This is a genomic window from Caulobacter sp. GW821-FHT10A06 (assembly GCF_059415805.1).
In genome coordinates this window covers 16,420-33,003 of the sequence record NZ_JBWKNY010000001.1, presented here as the reverse complement: position 1 = coordinate 33,003, position 16,584 = coordinate 16,420, and the positions used below count along the sequence as shown (strand labels likewise).

At 64.1% G+C, this 16,584-nt stretch carries 13 protein-coding genes; 8 read left to right on the top strand and 5 right to left on the bottom strand.

Annotated elements, in window-relative coordinates; translation table 11 throughout:
- The first annotated feature begins 143 nt into the window (after positions 1-143).
- The 7 genes from AC07NF_RS00160 (at position 144) to AC07NF_RS00130 (ending at position 9,617) form a co-directional block, all read left to right on the top strand.
- Positions 144-1,319, top strand: a complete 1,176-nt coding sequence (locus tag AC07NF_RS00160; protein ID WP_494632725.1) for a glycosyltransferase — start codon at positions 144-146, stop codon at positions 1,317-1,319.
- Positions 1,316-2,500, top strand: coding sequence for a glycosyltransferase family 4 protein (locus tag AC07NF_RS00155; protein WP_494632726.1), 1,185 nt, complete (start codon positions 1,316-1,318; stop codon positions 2,498-2,500). The genes AC07NF_RS00160 and AC07NF_RS00155 overlap by 4 nt, the downstream gene beginning before the upstream one ends.
- On the top strand, positions 2,493-3,587 hold the full coding sequence (locus tag AC07NF_RS00150) for a glycosyltransferase (protein WP_494632729.1): 1,095 nt from the start codon (positions 2,493-2,495) through the stop codon (positions 3,585-3,587). Before AC07NF_RS00155 ends, AC07NF_RS00150 begins: the two co-directional genes overlap by 8 nt.
- 62 nt (positions 3,588-3,649) lie before the next feature.
- Entirely contained in the window at positions 3,650-5,194 is a 1,545-nt protein-coding gene (locus tag AC07NF_RS00145) for a hypothetical protein (RefSeq protein WP_494632730.1), read from the top strand.
- Positions 5,195-5,296: 102 nt separating this feature from the next.
- The gene (locus tag AC07NF_RS00140; RefSeq protein ID WP_494632731.1) at positions 5,297-6,046 is read left to right on the top strand and encodes a hypothetical protein; all 750 of its coding nucleotides are present in this window, start codon (positions 5,297-5,299) and stop codon (positions 6,044-6,046) included.
- Between the two features lie 10 nt (positions 6,047-6,056).
- Positions 6,057-7,559, top strand: a complete 1,503-nt coding sequence (locus AC07NF_RS00135) for a lipopolysaccharide biosynthesis protein (protein ID WP_494632732.1) — start codon at positions 6,057-6,059, stop codon at positions 7,557-7,559.
- Positions 7,560-7,601: 42 nt separating this feature from the next.
- Complete coding sequence (locus AC07NF_RS00130; RefSeq protein WP_494632733.1) at positions 7,602-9,617, top strand: acyltransferase family protein; 2,016 nt, start codon at positions 7,602-7,604, stop codon at positions 9,615-9,617.
- An 11-nt stretch (positions 9,618-9,628) separates the two neighbouring features.
- On the opposite strand, the gene AC07NF_RS00125 is transcribed toward AC07NF_RS00130, so the two are convergent.
- The 5 genes from AC07NF_RS00125 to AC07NF_RS00105 all read right to left on the bottom strand — a co-directional run bounded on the left by AC07NF_RS00125 (position 9,629) and on the right by AC07NF_RS00105 (position 14,921).
- On the bottom strand, positions 9,629-10,807 hold the full coding sequence (locus AC07NF_RS00125) for a glycosyltransferase family 4 protein (RefSeq protein WP_494632737.1): 1,179 nt from the start codon (positions 10,805-10,807) through the stop codon (positions 9,629-9,631).
- Positions 10,808-10,862: 55 nt separating this feature from the next.
- Positions 10,863-11,834, bottom strand: coding sequence for an NAD-dependent epimerase/dehydratase family protein (locus AC07NF_RS00120; RefSeq protein ID WP_494632742.1), 972 nt, complete (start codon positions 11,832-11,834; stop codon positions 10,863-10,865).
- 3 nt (positions 11,835-11,837) lie between these two features.
- Positions 11,838-13,145 carry a UDP-glucose dehydrogenase family protein gene (locus AC07NF_RS00115; protein ID WP_494632744.1) on the bottom strand — a complete coding sequence of 436 codons (1,308 nt, stop codon included), beginning with the start codon at positions 13,143-13,145 and terminating at the stop codon, positions 11,838-11,840.
- An 85-nt stretch (positions 13,146-13,230) separates the two neighbouring features.
- On the bottom strand, positions 13,231-14,214 hold the full coding sequence (gene galE / locus AC07NF_RS00110; protein WP_494632750.1) for a UDP-glucose 4-epimerase GalE: 984 nt from the start codon (positions 14,212-14,214) through the stop codon (positions 13,231-13,233).
- A gap of 53 nt (positions 14,215-14,267) precedes the next feature.
- Positions 14,268-14,921: a sugar transferase gene (locus tag AC07NF_RS00105; protein WP_494632753.1), complete on the bottom strand. Its 654-nt coding sequence runs from the start codon at positions 14,919-14,921 to the stop codon at positions 14,268-14,270.
- Positions 14,922-15,630: 709 nt separating this feature from the next.
- Here AC07NF_RS00105 and AC07NF_RS00100 point away from each other — a divergent pair.
- Positions 15,631-16,509: an endonuclease/exonuclease/phosphatase family protein gene (locus AC07NF_RS00100; protein ID WP_492811836.1), complete on the top strand. Its 879-nt coding sequence runs from the start codon at positions 15,631-15,633 to the stop codon at positions 16,507-16,509.
- Positions 16,510-16,584: the final 75 nt, after the last annotated feature.

Genomic DNA, 16,584 nt, shown 5'->3' with positions numbered 1-16,584 from the left:
TCTTACATCGCTGTCCGAGCCGGCGCTGCTTCAGGTCTTATCCGCAAAGCAGCGCCGAAGAACTTGGAAGGAATGGCTCCAGGGGGAGGAGACGGCTCGTATGACGATAGAGAACATTCTCTGCGGACCGATTGAATAGCACCATGAAGATCTTACACGTCATTACGCGCTTGGTTCGTGGCGGAGCCGATGAGAACACCTTGCTGTCGTGCAACGCCCAGGCGGAAGCAGGACACGAGGTGATCCTGGTCTATGGCGCCGAGTACTCCAAGGAGATGCTCGACCGTCTGCACCCAGACGCCAAGCCGGTTCTCTCGCGGTCGCTGGTGCGCCGCGTCAGCCCGATCAACGACATCCGCGCCTTCTTTGAGATGGCCGCGATCATCCGTCGGGAAAAGCCGGATGTGGTTCACACCCACACCAGCAAGGCGGGCATTCTGGGCCGCGCCGCCGCAAGAATGGTCGGGGCGCGGGCCGTCGTTCACGGCGTTCACATCCTCCCCTTTCTCAATGTCGGTCCGTTCGAGGAATTCATCTATCTCGGTGCGGAGAAAGCGGTCGACAGCTCGACGGACGCCTTCGTGAATGTCAGCCACGGCATGCAGACCGCCTGCGTCGAGCGCGGCCTGGGCGTGGGTCGGCACCACGTGGTGCCCAGCGGCATGGACACCCAACTCTTCGCCGAAGCCGATCCGGTTCCCGACGAAGAGGTCGCGGCGACCCTGGGCGTCACGGTCGCTCAGGCCCGCGACATGAAAATCGTGCTGATGGTCGCGGCGCTGGAGCCGCGCAAGCGGCAATACGAGTTCCTCGATGTCGCCGCCGAGGTCGCCAAGCGCGTCCCGAACGCTCGCTTCGTCCTGCTCGGCGAAGGACATGATCGCGATCGCATCACGCGGCGCGCCGAGCAGCTGGGCCTGAGCGACAAGGTTCACCTGATCGGCTATCGCAAGGATCCTCAGCGCTGGATGAAGCGCGCCGACGTCTGCGCGCTCTCTTCCGAGCGCGAAGGCTTGCCGCGGGTTGTGGTCCAGTATGCGCTCTGCGCCCGCCCCATCGTGGTCACGCATCTGCCCGGCGTGGAAGACGTGGCGAAGCACGACCAGACCGCCTACCTCGTCCCGCTCGACGACCTGTCAGCCATGACCGCGCCGATCGTCAACATCCTCACGGACGCCGCCCTCGCCGAGCGCCTGAGCCGCAACGCCAGCGCGCAGGACCTCTCGGCGTGGAGCGTCGGCTCGATGGGGCGCCATCTCGAGCAGATCTACAGCGCGATCCTGGAGCGCAAACCCGAACTGGCGGGCGCCGATCGATGAAACTTCTCTTCGCCATGGACCACCGCTTCGAGGTCCATGAAGATCAAATCTTCACGCTCGGCGGGAAGTACCCCTATTCACTCTGGCAGCAGTACCTGGAAGTCTTCGACGAACTGGTGGTGCTCGGCCGGGGCGGCAATCTGACGTCCGACCACGGCAAACTGGTCTTGTCGGCCGGTCCCAACGTGCGACACGTGCTCATGGGCAATCGCCGCGGCGTGCGCAGGCTTGGAGAAGTCATCGCCACGCCTGCGAAGGTCCGCGAAGAGGTCGCCAAGGCCGATGTCGTCATCGCCCGTCTGCCCAGCGAGATCGGCCTCGCGGCCTGCGCGGCCGCCCGAGCCTACGGCAAGCCCTACCTAACAGAGGTCGTCGCGAGCGCCCACGATGGGCTGTGGAACCACGGCTCCCTGGCCGCACGGCTATACGCTCCCGTCCTCGAGCGCCGCACGGCCTCGGCCGTCGGACGGGCCCCGGCCGCGCACTACGTGACCGAGCGCTTCCTGCAGACCTCTTATCCGACCAAAGGCCACGCGGTCGCGGCCTCGGACGTCAACCTGCAGCCCTTCGGCCCCGACGTTCTGCAGGCTCGCCTGCGGCGGATCGAGGGCCATGGCCAGCGCCCGCTGGTGTTCGGCACGATCGGCTCCCTGGTTTCGCGCATGAAGGGCGTCCATATCGCGCTCTCAGCGCTGAAGGAAGCCGCCCCGAACCTGCCGCCGTTCGTCTACCGTGTCCTGGGCGAAGGCGATCCGTCGCCCTACAAGACCCTCGCCCGCGATCTGGGCCTGGAAGACAAGGTGCATTTCGACGGTGTCCTACCGAACGGCGCCGCCGTCTCCGGCTGGCTCGACCAAATCGACGTCTACCTGCAGCCCAGCTATCAGGAAGGCCTTCCGCGGGCCCTGGTCGAAGCCCTGAGCCGTGGCTGCCCGGCCATCGCCAGCACCGTGGGCGGCAATCCCGAGTTGCTTCCCGCCGAACGGCTGCACAAGCCTGGCGACGTCGAGACCCTGGCGCGCCGGATCGTCACGATCGCGACCCAGCCTGCCGAGGCCATGGCGCGCGACGCCACGACCAACTGGGAGAAGGCGCAGCGGTTCGCCCCGGCGAAGCTGGCGGAGCAGAAGAAGAGCGCCCTGCTCTATCTGCGCAGTCTGAAAGATCAGAACCATGCCTAAACCGCACATTGCCTTCTTGACGACCACGCTGGGCGGCGGAGGTGCCGAGCGCGCCATGGCGAATCTCGCCAGCGAACTGGCGGCGCGCGGCCAGAAGGTCACGGTCCTGACCTTGCGCAGCGGCGGCGCCTACGAGGCGACGCTCCATCCGGCGGTCAACCTGGTCAATCTCAACCTCGCCAGCGCCTGGAAAACGCCGCTGGTGTTGTCCAAGGCCGTGGAAGAGCACGAGATCGACATACTGTTCTCAGCGCTGTTCCACCTGGATCTCTACGCGCTGCTTTCGCGTCCCTTCTGGCGGCGCAAGGCCAAGGTCGCGATCTGCTTCCAGAACACTCCTTCGGTGGTGGCCGCACAAAGCGCCGCCATGGCCGAGCGGGTACAGCTAGCGCTCTACAAGCGCATCGCCAAATCCGCCGACCTCTTCTTCGCGATCTCCCAGGGCGTCGCCGATGATGCGACCGCCTTCTTCGGCCTGCGGCGCGACAGCCTGCACGTGATCCCCAACCCGATCGTGGATCCCCGCGCGCCAGAACCCGTCGCGCAGGACCTCCGGAGCCTTTTCACGCCGCCAGTCGACAAGATCCTGATCGCCAGTGGTCGCTTGACCAAGCAAAAGGACTACCCGACGCTGCTGAGCGCCTTCGCCGAGGCCTCGCGCCAGCGCTCATTGGGGCTGGTCATTCTGGGCGAAGGCGAGCTGAAGGCCGATCTCGTCGCCCAGATCGAAACCTTGGGCCTTACCCAGAAGATTCATTTCGCCGGTTTCCAACAGAAGCCGCTCGACTGGTTGGCAGGCGCCGACCTGTTCGTGTTGTCGTCGCGCTGGGAAGGCTTGGCCAACGTTCTCGTCGAGGCCCTATGGTGCGGCCTGCCGGTCGTGAGCACCGACTGTCCCTACGGGCCTTCGGAGGTTCTGGCGGATGGCCAGTTCGGGCATCTGACCCCGGTCGGCGATCCCACCGCGCTCAGCGTCGCGATCATGCAGGCGCTGGACGAGCCGGTCAAAAAAGAGACGCAGAAGAAACGCGCACTTGAGTACAGCACCGGGCCGATCGCGGACCGTTATGAACGGGCGCTTTCCTAGCGATAGGAACACTAAGCATAAGACCTAGGGCCCCATGCTTGGACGCCCAACGGAGTTACGTTGTGACAACCTTGAATCCTGAACGATACGTCCCGGCTGAACGTCACGCATCGCCTGTCGCGACGCGCCCCTTCAATATCTTTCTCGATATTGGAGTCGGCACTCGCATTTTGGTTGTCGCCTATCTCCTGCTCTACAGGCTTTTGTTCCCGACCGTTGTCGTCGTCATCGACAGTTCCGCGGGCCCGCTGATCGTCCTGCGCTTCCTCGCCGAGGCGCTGGAGACGTTCCTCATGATCCTGCCATTCGCGTTCGTGAAGCGCGACGCGGGCTGGCTGAACCCGCTTTTCTTGCCGACGATCATGTCGATCGCCAAGGAGACGGTGAAAAATCCCTTCTCGCTCATCGCGCCCCTGCAGCAGCCCATGGTGGATCTGAGCGCCAGCACGGCGAGCGCCGCCCAGAGCCTTCGGCTCACCACGATGGAGCTGGACCAGACGAGGCTGTGCCTGACGCTGACCTACTGCCTGGCGTTGGGTGTCTACTACTGGGTGTTCTTCGCAAGTCGAGGTATGAAGGTGCCTCGACTGGCCGTCGCCCAGCCACGCAACATGAACCTGATCGCCACGCTCATGATCGGCGTCTCGGCTCTCGTGGCGCTGTATCTGTTCCAGTCCGCTGGCGGCTTGTCTCACTATCTCGTCGCCATGCGTTCGGGCCGAACCACGGCCTTCGCTGACATCGGAGCGCTGCTCGAAGTCGCCAGCTTCTCCACCCTCGTGGTCACCGTCTGGCTCGCCTACGAGAAGGTGCCCTTCCGCAATCCGCTCTTTATCATCGGCATGGTCGTAGCCTTCGCGTCGTCCCTGCTGACGACCGGCTCGCGCAGCTCGGTCGTGGCGCCGGCGGTCAGCATGCTCGTCCTGTGGTGGCGCAAGCGCCGCCAGGTGCTGATCCTGCCGACCCTCGGCGCCGCCGTCCTGGCCTATGCCGTGCTAGGCGGGTTCGGGGCCGTTCGACAGGACTATTCCAGCCAGAGCGTCGACTGGTCTCTGCTGAATCCCGCCAACGCCGGCAAGTGGTTCGAGAACACGCTCCAGGAAGCGGGACGCCGTAACGCCGAGGACACGGATCTCGCGGCGTTCGCGGGGGCCAACCAAAAGGGCCTGCTTCTCGGACGCACCTATGTCTACGCCATGTCCGCCTGGATTCCTCGCGCGGTCTGGCCGACCAAGCCCCGCGCGGCCGACACCTACAACATGTGGATCAACTATGCGGGCCACGAGATCGGCGATCCCTTCCCGGCTCGCGGCTTCTGGGGCATCCCGATCGGCCGCGTCGTCGAGTCCTACTGGAACTTCCATATTCTCGGCGTACTGATCGTCGCGAGCTTGTTTGGGCTATTCCACCGATTTCTAGTGGAGATCGCCAGACGCAACGCCGACATACCGCTCGTCTGGCCCCTGCTCATCTACGCCATCGTCCAGTTCGGCGGCACCTCGAAGGAGGTCGTCAGCATGACGCGTGACATGTTCTTGCTCATGCCGCTGCTGGTGCTGACCGGAATGGTCTCGTTCCGCGCCTTCCGCCCCCGTCGCATGAGATGAGGCTGTTCCGGCTCAATCCACTCATCGCCCCGTGGACCGTGGCAACCACCCAGGCCGCAGGCGTCCACGACGCGCTTCGCGAACACCAGGAAACCTGAAGCCTTGACCGACTCGACCATTCTGATCCTCGGCAACGGGCCGTCCATCGACAAGCTGGACCCGGTGGTGTTCGACCACATGCCGGTCTGGGGCTCGAACCAGATCTACATGAAGTTCCCGCACTGGAACCGCGAGACCCAGGCGATCTTCATCACCGATCCGTTTCGCCTGGCCGAGATCGGCGCCGACCTGCGCGACTACAGGGGCCAGCTCTTCATCGGCGACTTCCGGTACATTGACCCGCCGGTCGAGCTGATCCGCGCTCAGGTCGGACGCGATTTCACGCCACTGCGCCAGCTGGTGAACCGTCGCGCCAAGTTCCTGTTGGCGTTGAAGAAGCTGCGCATCCGCTCCTGGCTGAATGGCCATATCGTCAACAAGGACGAGGTCTCTTTCGATCCCGAGGACGGCTATCGCTTCGGTGGGTCGGTCGTGTTCAGCATGATCCAGCACGCCGTCGGCCAAGGCTACAAGCGCATCCTGCTGACCGGCGTGGACGCCTCGTTCAAACCCGGCCAGGAGTACTTCGCGGGCCTCTCGAAGGAGCCCCGCTTCGCCCATCGCAACATTCCTCAGAACATTCGCATGACCATGGAGCCGATGTTCGTGCTCCTGCAGATCTATTTCGAGGACATGGGCGTCGAACTGATCGACTGCACGCCCGGTGGAGCCCTGCGATTCATCACCAAGGGCGAAATCGCCGCCTTCATCCCCTCGTCCAGCGCCACTGGGAAATCCGATGTCCAGGGGTGACTCCCAGAACTTGGGCAACAAGGTCGTCTCCGCCTTCGCGTGGACCTACGGCGCCTACGGCATCCAGTTCGCCGCCCAGTTCATCGGCCTCATCGCGCTCGCTCGCCTGCTGAAACCCGAGGACTTCGGCCTGACTGCGATCGGCTTCATGATCGTCGGCCTGGGTGAGACCGTCTTCCGGTTCGGCCTTGGCCCGTCGATCATCCAGCGCAAGGGACCGGTCGAAGACTTCCTGGACGTCGCCTGGACAGCCAATCTGACCATCGGCGCGATATCGACCCTGCTTCTCGGGCTCGCCACGCCGATCGTCTGCATCTACCTCTTCAAGCAGCCTGACGCGATCGGCGTCACCTGGCTGCTGCTGCTCAGCATCCTGCTCTCCGGCGCCATCAGCCCCAAGTCGCTCGTGTTCCAGCGCGAGATGGAAATGCGGCGGATGTTCCTCATCCTCATCCAGCGCCCGGTCTTCCGCTATCTGGGCGCCGTCGTCTTCGCGCTATGGCTGAAGAATGCCTGGGCCCTGGCCGCCGCCTACGTGCTGGGCGTCGTCGCCGAGATCACTGTCTCCTACCTCGTCGGCCCCTATCGGGTCCGCCTGAACTGGGACCGGCAGAAGTTCATCGAGCTCTACAAGTTCTCGGGTTGGGTCCAGGCCAACAACATCCTGGTGTGGATGAGCCGCAACTTCGACTCGACCGTCGTCGGCATGGTCTCTAACGCGGCCAGCCTGGGCCTTTACAACCGGGGTTTCGCCCTTTCGTCCATGCCTCACAGCCAGATCATGCTGGTCGTGAGCCGGATTTTCTTCCCGATGTTCTCCTCGGTGCAGGAGGACCAACAGAAAACCCAGCGGTTGCTGACGCATTCGCTCAACGTCGTCCAGCTCACCTATCTTCCGCTCCTGCTGGCGGTCTTCTCGTTCGGCGAGGCCTTCGTCGGGCTCGTCCTCGGCCCGCGCTGGCTCTCGGCCGCGCCGCTTATGCAATGGCTGATGGTGGGCTTCGCCCTGCAATCGACCAATCTGGTCATTCTAAACGTGATCCGCTCCAAGGGCCTGTCGCGCCAGGAATTCATGACCGGACTGGTCAGCGTCGGTGTGATGGCCTGCCTGCTTTGGCCGTTCACTACCCGCTGGGGGATCGAGGGCGCGGCCGCGGCCGTGTTCTGTGGTCAACTGGCCGCGGCTCCGGTGGTCCTGTGGCGTCTGCGAAAGCTGGTGGGCCTATCGATCCGCCCGGTGCTCGAAACCACCGTGGTCACGATCGCCATCCTCGGCCTCAACCTTTTCGTCCTGAAATCCGTCCGCCTACCGCCGGATCACCCTCACCTGTTTCTAGCTGTGTACGCCGCCGCGCTCGCCGCGACCGGCGGGCTGATCCTGGCTATCGCCTGGCTCACAGGCCGCGGTCCGGGCGTCACGCTTGTTTTCGGCATGCGGCGTGGACTGGAGTGGGCCAGGGCCAAATTCAAGTCGCGTATGGCCGCTGGCCCTACGTCTCTCCCAAACACCTGATCCGACTACGCCGGCGCCGCTGTTATCCCGAGGGGGGGATAGATGAAATATCGTGCTGACATCGATGGGCTGAGGTCTCTGGCGATCTTGCCCGTGATCTTGTTCCACGCTCACCTCGCGGGCGTAAACGGCGGCTTTGTCGGGGTCGATATATTCTTTGTCATCTCCGGATACCTGATCACCTCGCTCATTCATGAGGAGATGAACGCCGGCAAATTCGACATCATCAAATTCTATGAACGGCGGGCGCGGCGGATCCTGCCGGCCTTCTTTGCAATGATGATCGGCTGCTTCATCGCCGCGATCTTCATCCTGACACCCGATGCACTGAGCAGCTTCGCCAAGTCGGCCGCCGCCGCCACGGCCTCGGTGTCCAACATCATGTTCTGGAAACAGACTGGCTACTTCGACGAAGCTTCCGACCTCAAGCCGCTGCTGCACACCTGGAGCTTGGCTGTCGAGGAGCAGTACTACGTCGTCTTTCCGCCCCTTCTCTGGCTCCTAAACAAGTTCGCGCGCCGCTGGATGAAGACCATCCTGACCGCGGCGGCCCTCGCCTCCTTCGCCCTAGCCGTCTATCTGGTCGATCGGGGTTCCGCTGCGGGCTTCTTCCTGCTGCCGCCGCGCGGCTGGGAGCTGCTGATCGGCTCGTTGCTGGCGCTCAAGGTGTTCCCCCCGATTTCGGGCCGCATAGCGCGCGAAGTCTTTTCGACCATAGGCCTGGCCCTGATCGTCGGCAGCATCGCCCTGCTGCACAAGTCGACACCCTTTCCGGGCTGGGCGGCTCTGCCCGCCTGTGTCGGCACCGGCCTGGTCATCTGGGCCGGCGCCAACGGACAGCCTTGGGTCTCGCGCGTCCTGGCCACCCGCTTCTTTGTGTTCTTCGGCCTGATCTCGTTCTCCCTGTATCTGTGGCACTGGCCGTTGCTGGTGTTATTCGAGCACTGGTCGATCGAACGCGTCACGCCGCTCCAACGCATCGTGCTGCTGCTTGCCAGCGTCGCGGCAGCCTACCTTTCCTGGCGCTATGTCGAACAACCCTTCCGAGGTTCGGCCTCCCCAATCAGCCGCCGGGCCGTATTCACGGCGGCCGGCGGCAGCATCCTGGCCGTGTTCGGTCTTTCGGGCGCTCTGGTCCTCTCGCACGGCTGGGCAAGCCGACTGCCGTCGGAAGTCGTCCGCCTGGCGGCGTTCAGCGACTCCAAGAACCCTATGCAGGATAAGTGCTTCGATGGCCCAAAGCCGTTCGTGAAGCCTGAGAAAGCCTGTCGCTTTGGCGCAGCCGTTCCGCCGACCGTGGCGGTCTGGGGTGACAGCCACGCCAACGCCTACGTCACCGGCATCGGTGAGCAAGCTAAGAAATACAATCAGTCCGCGGTGTTCTTCGGCTATCCCGCCTGCCGGCCAATGCTCGGGGCGAACGACGCGCGTTCACCGAAGCCGCGCTGTTTCGACTTCAACAACGCCGTGATCAAGTATCTGGGTAACCACCCCGAGATCGATCGGGTGGTTCTCATCGCGCGCTGGAACATCATGCTTCACGGCAAGACCCCTCTGCTGGGCCCCGCCGAAGAGTACGAACCCACTACCCTGTCAAACCGAGCGGGCGTCCAGCTTTCCGAGGCCGAAGCCACGGCATTCGCCAAGGAGGCCTTCGACAGGACGTTCCGGACCCTGTGCCAACAGGGCAAGAAGGTGTTCCTGGTCTATCCGATCCCCGAGGTGGGCTACAAAACACCCGACACCCTGGCGCGCATGGCCTGGGCGGGACGCGATCCGGCTGCCTTTACCCTCGACCAGCGCACCTTCGAGACCCGCGCTCAGTCGGTCGTGGACGTGTTCGACGCCGAAACCGCCAAGTACGGCGTGAACCGGCTCTACCCGTCCCGGATGCTGTGCCGCGATGGTCGCTGCCTGACGTCGGTGCGTGGTCAACCGCTCTATTTCGACGACGACCACCTCAGCCTGTTCGGCTCGGACTATGTCTCGCCAACCTTCGCGCCGGTCTTCGCGGCCACGTCGCAGCAGAACGCCTGCGCGACAGTCCCCCGCTCCTGATGGGAAAGGCTCTAGCGAGCTAGATCGCGATAGGCGGCCTCAAGCGCGGCGATGCCCGCCTTGAGGCCGAAGTCCCGCCCGCGACGCGCCCCGTCCAGGGCGGCCTGGGTCCGACGTTCGCGATCCGTGATCAGGCAGCCGATGAGTGTGGCCGCCGCCTCGGCGTCGCCCGGGGCGACCAGATTTTCCTGCAGCGCCTCGCCCATCACGAACGGAATGCCGCCCGTCGAGGTCGCGACGATTGGAACGCCGCTCGCCATCGCCTCGACGAGTACGATCCCGAACGGCTCGTAGTCGCTCAGCAAGACGAAGAGTTCGGCCTGCCGATAGGCTTCAGCGACCTCCGTGGGCGAGATCGCGTCGCCGAAGTGGATACGATCGGCCACGCCCAGCGCCTGGGTTTCCGCGACGAGCTGTTGACAGTAGGACTCCGGCCCGTCGCCGTGGATCCGCCAGTCGAACTCCATCCCCCTCGCCTTCAGCAAAGCTGCGGCGCGGATCACCGTCGACAGGCCCTTCCACGGCCGGAAGCGGCAGAGGGTCAGGATCACCGGGACCTGGGCCTTGTTCTCTTCGGCCTGCCGCGCGTCGGCGATCTTCTCGAACGGCGCGAGGTCGATGAAGTTTGGGATCATGACCATCGAGGCCGGCGCGAACCGACGGCGGGAGAGTCGTTGGTGGAATTCCGGTGACGTCACCCAGAGCTGGCTGAACGTCTTCAGGATCAGCGCGTCCAGCACGCTGTGGAACACCAGAGTGAGGCGCGATCGCAAGGCCGAGCGCCAGCCGCTGCCCTTAAGGGCCGCCTCGGCCGAGCTCTCGAAACTGCGCTCTCCGGTCAGCTTGACGATGCTCGGAACGCCTTCCAGCTTGGCCGCCGCGCCGAACATCAGGCAGAGCACTCCGCCGAAGACCTGGAAGTGAACGACGTCCGGCTGGAAATCGCGGATCCGTTGCCTGACCTTGCGCCAGTCGTCGCGCCACCGCAGCAGCTTGCCGCCACCGCCCGGCGCATCGTCGCCGAGCCGCCAAACCCCAGGATAGACCTTCGATTCGTCGGGCGCGTTGCGCGGCAGGCAGATTTCCACCTCGTGCCCGAGCGCCCGCATTTGCTCGACGATCTCCAGGGACTGCCGCGAAGGCCCCCCGGTCTGAGGCGGGAAGTTGGTCGTCGCGAACAGGATCTTCACGCCGGCGTCCTTGCTTCTGATGAGATGGCCTAGCGCTAGTCGGCCAACTGGCGACCTAACCGGTATAGGCGCTACGCCATTCGACGAAGCGCCGGAGGCCTTCGGCCAGCTCGACCTTGGGCTGGTAGCCGCAGAGGGCCTGGAGCTTGTTGATATTGGCGTAGGTGGCGGTGACGTCGCCGGGCTGCATTGGGCGGAAGATCTTGTTGGCCTCCACGCCCAGCGCCGCCTCGAGCGCGATGATCATGTCCATCAACCCGACGGGATCGTTGTCGCCAATGTTGTAGACCTCGTGCCCTCCCTTGGCCGGCGGGTGGTCGAGCACGCCCAGGACGCCGTCGACGATGTCGTCGATATAGGTGAAGTCGCGAGCCATCCTGCCCTCGCCGAACACCTCGATCGGCTCCCCCTTCAGCATCTTCTCGGTGAAACCGTAGTAGGCCATGTCCGGCCGTCCCCACGGGCCATAGACGGTGAAGAACCGCAGGCCAGACAGCGGAAAGCCGTAAAGCTTGGCGTAGCTCTGGCTCAACAGCTCGCACGAGCGCTTGGTGGCGGCGTACAGCGACACCGGGCTTTCTGCCGGATCGCTCTCCTTGAACCCGTCACCATTCAGCGACCGGTCGCCATAGACAGACGACGAGCTGGCATAGACCAGGTGTTCGACGCCAGCGTAGCGGCAGGCCTCCAGCACCGACAGGTGGCCGGCCAGGTTGCTGCGCTCATAGGCGAAAGGGTTTTCGATCGAGTAGCGGACCCCGGCCTGGGCTGCCAGGTGGATCACTCGCCGGGCGCCCGAGACCTTCACCAGCTCGGCGAAGGCTTCGTGCTCGGCGATGTCCATCCGGACCATTCGGAAACCGTCGCGGCCTTCCAGCCGCGCGGCCCGGGCGGCCTTGAGGGCCGGATCATAGTACGCGTTGAAGACATCGACCCCGATCACCGCCGTACCACGGTCCAGCAGGCGCTGGGCTACATGCATGCCGATGAAGCCGGCAGCGCCCGTTACAATGATCGGGGTCGTCATGCCTCAACCCCGGCCGATCGAGGCGTAGGTAAAGCCGTGGCGGACCATCTCCGCCGGCTTGTAGACGTTGCGCAGGTCGACGACGATCGGAGCCTTGAGCAGGCCCTTGACGCGATCCAGGTCGAGCGCCCGGAACTGATCCCACTCGGTCAGGATGACCAGGGCGTCGGCGCCCTCGGCCACGTCATAGGCGCCGGCCTTGAAGTCGACACCGGCCAGCATGTGGGCGGCTTCCTTGGCGCCTTCCGGATCGAAGGCCTGGACCTTGGCGCCCATGGCTTGCAGGGCCGGCAGGATGTCGAGGCTGGGCGCGTCGCGCATGTCGTCGGTGTTCGGCTTGAAGGTCACGCCCAGCACGCCGATCGTCTTACCCGACAGGTCGGTCGAGCCGATAGCGTCGGCGACCTTGGTGGCCATCGCCTTCTTGCGCGAGTTATTGACCTCGACCGTTGTCTCGATCAGGCGCGTCGGCGCGCCGTACTGCTGGGCCGTGCGGACCAGGGCGATCGTGTCCTTCGGGAAACACGAACCGCCGTAGCCGGGGCCGGCGTTGAGGAACTTGCCACCGATGCGCTTGTCCAGGCCGATGCCCTTGGCGACCTGCTGGACGTCCGCGCCGACCTTTTCACACAGGTCGGCCATCTCGTTGATGAAGGTGATCTTCATCGCCAGGAAGGCGTTGGCGGCATATTTGATCAGCTCGCTGGTGCGACGACCAGTAAAGACGATCGGGGTCTCGTTCAGCGACAACGGACGATAGAGGTCGCGCATCACGGCCTGGGCGCGCTCGTCGTCGGTGCCGACGACCACGCGATCGGGACGCTTGAAATCCTCGATTGCCGCGCCTTCGCGCAGGAACTCAGGGTTGGAGACGACGGCGAACTGAGCGTCAGGACGCACGTTCTTGATGATCGCCTCGACCTCGTCACCGGTGCCGACCGGCACGGTGGACTTGGTAACCACGACGGTGAAGCCGTCGATCAGGCCGGCGATTTCCTCGGCGGCGGCGTAGACGTACGACAGGTCCGCGTGGCCGTCGCCGCGACGGGTCGGCGTGCCGACGGCGATGAACACCGCGTCGGCGTCCTTGATGGCTTGCGCGCCTTCCAGCGTGAAGGACAGGCGGCCTTCACGGACGTTACGGGCGACCAGGTCATCCAGGCCCGGCTCGAAGATCGGGATCTCGCCGCGCTCCAGGCGCTCGATCTTGCTCGGGTCCTTGTCGATGCACGTCACCACGTGACCGAAGTCGGCGAAACACGCCCCCGACACCAGGCCCACATAACCCGTGCCAATCATCGCTACGCGCATCGAAGCATCCCGATCTGCTGACAGCGCCCGAAAGCGCTGCTGTTCGTGTTGTTGAAGTGAAAGTCTGAATTTCTAGTTCTGGCCGTCATTGGACTTTGCCCGCCTGCGTCCGGTGCCAGCGCCAGGCGCTCGACAAGATCGCGTCGAGATCCCGCGACGGCGCCCAGCCCAATTGCTCACGGGCCTTGGCGTTGTCGCCAACGAGGATAGGGGCGTCTCCCGGCCTGCGCGCGGCCATCTGGACCCGCAGCGGCGCACCGGCCGCCCGGCCTACACCGTCGACCAGCTCGCGCACGGTCGTGCCCGTACCAGTGCCCAGATTGTAGGTTTCCGACGAGCCGCCTGCCAGAAGGCGGCGAAGGGCTGAGACGTGGGCGTCGGCTAAGTCCAGTACGTGGACGTAGTCGCGCACGGCCGTGCCGTCGCGGGTGTCGTAGTCGTCGCCGAAGATCGTGAAATGCGGCCGCTGCCCCATGCCCACCTGAATGGCCAGCGGGATGGCATGGGTCTCGGGTTCGTGCCACTCGCCGATACGGCCTTCCGGATCCGCGCCTGCGGCATTGAAATAGCGCATCACCGCGCTCTTGAAGCCCACATAGCGGTCGTAGTCGGCCAACGCCTGCTCGACCATCAGCTTACTGCGACCATATGGATTCAGCGGCGCCTGCGGATGGCTCTCGTCCATAGGCAGGCTTACAGGGTCACCGAACGTGGCGCAGGTCGACGAGAACACCAGGGCGTTAACCCCGGCTCGGCGCGCGGCCTCAATCAAGGTGATCGTGCCGCCAACATTGTTCTCGAAGAACGCGCCAGGATCCTTGACCGACTCTCCGACCTCGATACGTGCGGCGAAGTGCAGCACGGCGACCGGCGAGTGCTCGGCGAAGGCAGCGTCCAGACGCGCAGCGTCACGGATGTCGCCGACCTCCAGCGCCCCCCACTGGACGTGTTCGCGATGGCCGTTGGACAGATCATCGAAGACGACGGGCCGGAATCCCGCCTCGGCCAACGCCAAGCAGGTGTGCGAGCCCACATATCCGGCCCCACCGACTACCAGAACGGTTTGCATAGATATCCCCGACGCAGAGTTCAGCGGCTCAAGGCCGTGAACTCCACCACTAACTAGTATGCATTTTCCGCGAGGAGCAGATGAGGCACGGTCAGCAGCAGAATCTTGACGTCACCGCCAAACGTCCAACGCTCGATATATTCATTATCCGCGTCTATCCGCGCAGCCATCGCCTCGATCGCACCAGTGCCACCACGCAGCCCCTTGATCTGGGCTAGGCCCGTCAGGCCGGGGCGCGCACGGAAGCGTAGGTGGTAGTTGGCGATCAGCGCGCCATATTGCTCGTCGTGGGCCAGGGCGTGGGGACGGGGCCCGATGATCGACATATCGCCGCGCAGCACGTTCAAGAGCTGGGGCAGTTCGTCGATGCTGGTCTTGCGGATGATGCGTCCGATCATGGTGATTCGATCATCGTCGCGCTTGGCCTGGACGACCTTGGAGCCGTTCTCCTGACATCGCATTGATCGAAATTTGAAGATCGTGAACGCCTGACCATTCAGACCGCCGCGAGACTGTCGGAACAGCACCGGACCTGGCGATCCCAGTTTGATCAGAGCGGCAACCAGAACGAGGAGGGGCGCGAAGAACAGCAGTGCGCCGCTCGCCACCAGAATATCCATCGCTCGCTTCATCGGATTTTCAGCGACCGGCGACGCTTTCACGACACAGGTTCGCTGTTCCGCTGACGGATTAGATACAATCAGCACGTGGTCCCCACCAGTGTATGTGTCCGGGTCTTTGCCCGATGATTTAGGAAGCCTTTACTAAATCAGCGTTCCGTAAACAACCGCTCGTCGTGGTTGTTAACCAACCTTTTTTCACAACGCAGCGTTTCCTGCGCATTCAAGACACATCACGCGCCCTATTGAGAGGCGCCTGCACGAACCATGATAGCCGGTTTCATACTAATTCTGCGATGTTTCCCGTCCGGCCTGTAACTAAATGCACACCGACGCCTTTCTCCTCCGCGCAAAGGTCTCTCGCGCTTAGCGCGAAGTGCGACAGATCTGTGAGCGCGGCGTTCCAAATACTTGTCGGGGCCGTTCTGAACCGTCGCCCATGCGCGGTCATTGACCCCGCGTCCACTTTTCGTTGCCGATAGATCCAGACGCCCATGCGAACGCGCAAATCCGCGACCACAGCCCGCTAAAACCAAGTTGTCGGAAGTGATGGCGGAGACGGAGTCCGCCAAGGCGAACAAATTTTCTTTATTTTTCCTGCACTTAAAGCGCCCACCCTTCGCATTCTACCCCCGCTCCTACCCACGGTCCGGCCAGCGACCTGGCGCCATTTCGTCCCGTTGCCGGGCGCATCTCAGTTGAATTTAGCCGTCGCCCACAAGCGGCTTGGGCGACCACATTGTTATTCTATAACACTTGCGCTCTAAAGCGGGCCTCCTCCGTTCTGGAACTCCGGATGCTCAAGCCGCTCGCCGCCCTCGCCCTTGTCCTATCGCTCGGGGCCTGCGCCACCACGCCGGCCATGCCGCCGCCTCCCCTTCGCATCGCTACCTGGAACATGGAGCACCTCTCCGAGGACGGCGCCCAGGGCTGCAAGGCGCGTACGGACGCGGACTTCGCGCTGATGCGGGCCTACGCCGAGCGCATGAACGCCGACGTCATCGCCTTCGAGGAAGTGGAGTCGATCAAGGCCGCCGCCCGGGTGTTCGATCCGGCCAAGTACCAACTGATTATCGAGGAGCGACCTGCGGGCAACCACTTCCCATGCGGCGGCCAGGCGAATCGCAGGCTGACACGCCAGGCCGTGGGCTTCGCCATCCGCAAAGGCGTGCGCTTCGAGCGCGCGCCTGATCTTGCCGATCTGGCGCTCGGCAATCCGGATCTACGCTCGGGCGTCGACATCACCGTCCGAGCGCGAGGACGCGCGCCGCTTCGTCTTCTCGCCGTCCATCTGAAGTCGGGCTGTTTCAACGGGCTAAAGGGCGATGCCTGCGAGACCCTTCAACGGCAAATCCCGGTTCTCGAAAAATGGATCGACGCCCGCGCCGCCGAGCCCATCCGCTTCGCCGTGCTCGGCGACTTCAACCGTCGCCTCGCCCGCAAGGACGACACGCTCTGGGCCGAGCTTGACGACGGCCAGCCCGCCAACGCCGACCTTTCGCTCGCCGAGGGCGCCGCCACGCCCAAGTGCGACCCGCGCTTCAAGGAATTCATCGACCACATCGTGCTGGACGTCCGCGCGGCGCGGGACCTGGCTGGGTTCGAGGAGCAGACCTACGCTCCGGCCGATGGCCACCCTTCCGACCATTGCCCGGTCGTCGCCTCCCTGAGATAGCGACACCGACGGGTATCGGTTCACGTGAAGGCCATTCGGCTTAGCGGCCAAGCTACGGCAGAAAGGCGCTCCGGC

Bases quoted from the DNA above. Each gene is read 5' to 3' on its own strand.
- AC07NF_RS00160 (WP_494632725.1), top strand. From the start codon at position 144: ATGAAGATCTTACACGTCATTACGCGCTTGGTTCGTGGCGGAGCCGAT.
- AC07NF_RS00155 (WP_494632726.1), top strand. From the start codon at position 1,316: ATGAAACTTCTCTTCGCCATGGACCACCGCTTCGAGGTCCATGAAGAT.
- AC07NF_RS00150 (WP_494632729.1), top strand. From the start codon at position 2,493: ATGCCTAAACCGCACATTGCCTTCTTGACGACCACGCTGGGCGGCGGA.
- AC07NF_RS00130 (WP_494632733.1), top strand. From the start codon at position 7,602: ATGAAATATCGTGCTGACATCGATGGGCTGAGGTCTCTGGCGATCTTG.
- AC07NF_RS00120 (WP_494632742.1), bottom strand. From the start codon at position 11,834: ATGACGACCCCGATCATTGTAACGGGCGCTGCCGGCTTCATCGGCATG.
- AC07NF_RS00115 (WP_494632744.1), bottom strand. From the start codon at position 13,145: ATGCGCGTAGCGATGATTGGCACGGGTTATGTGGGCCTGGTGTCGGGG.
- galE (WP_494632750.1), bottom strand. From the start codon at position 14,214: ATGCAAACCGTTCTGGTAGTCGGTGGGGCCGGATATGTGGGCTCGCAC.
- AC07NF_RS00100 (WP_492811836.1), top strand. From the start codon at position 15,631: ATGCTCAAGCCGCTCGCCGCCCTCGCCCTTGTCCTATCGCTCGGGGCC.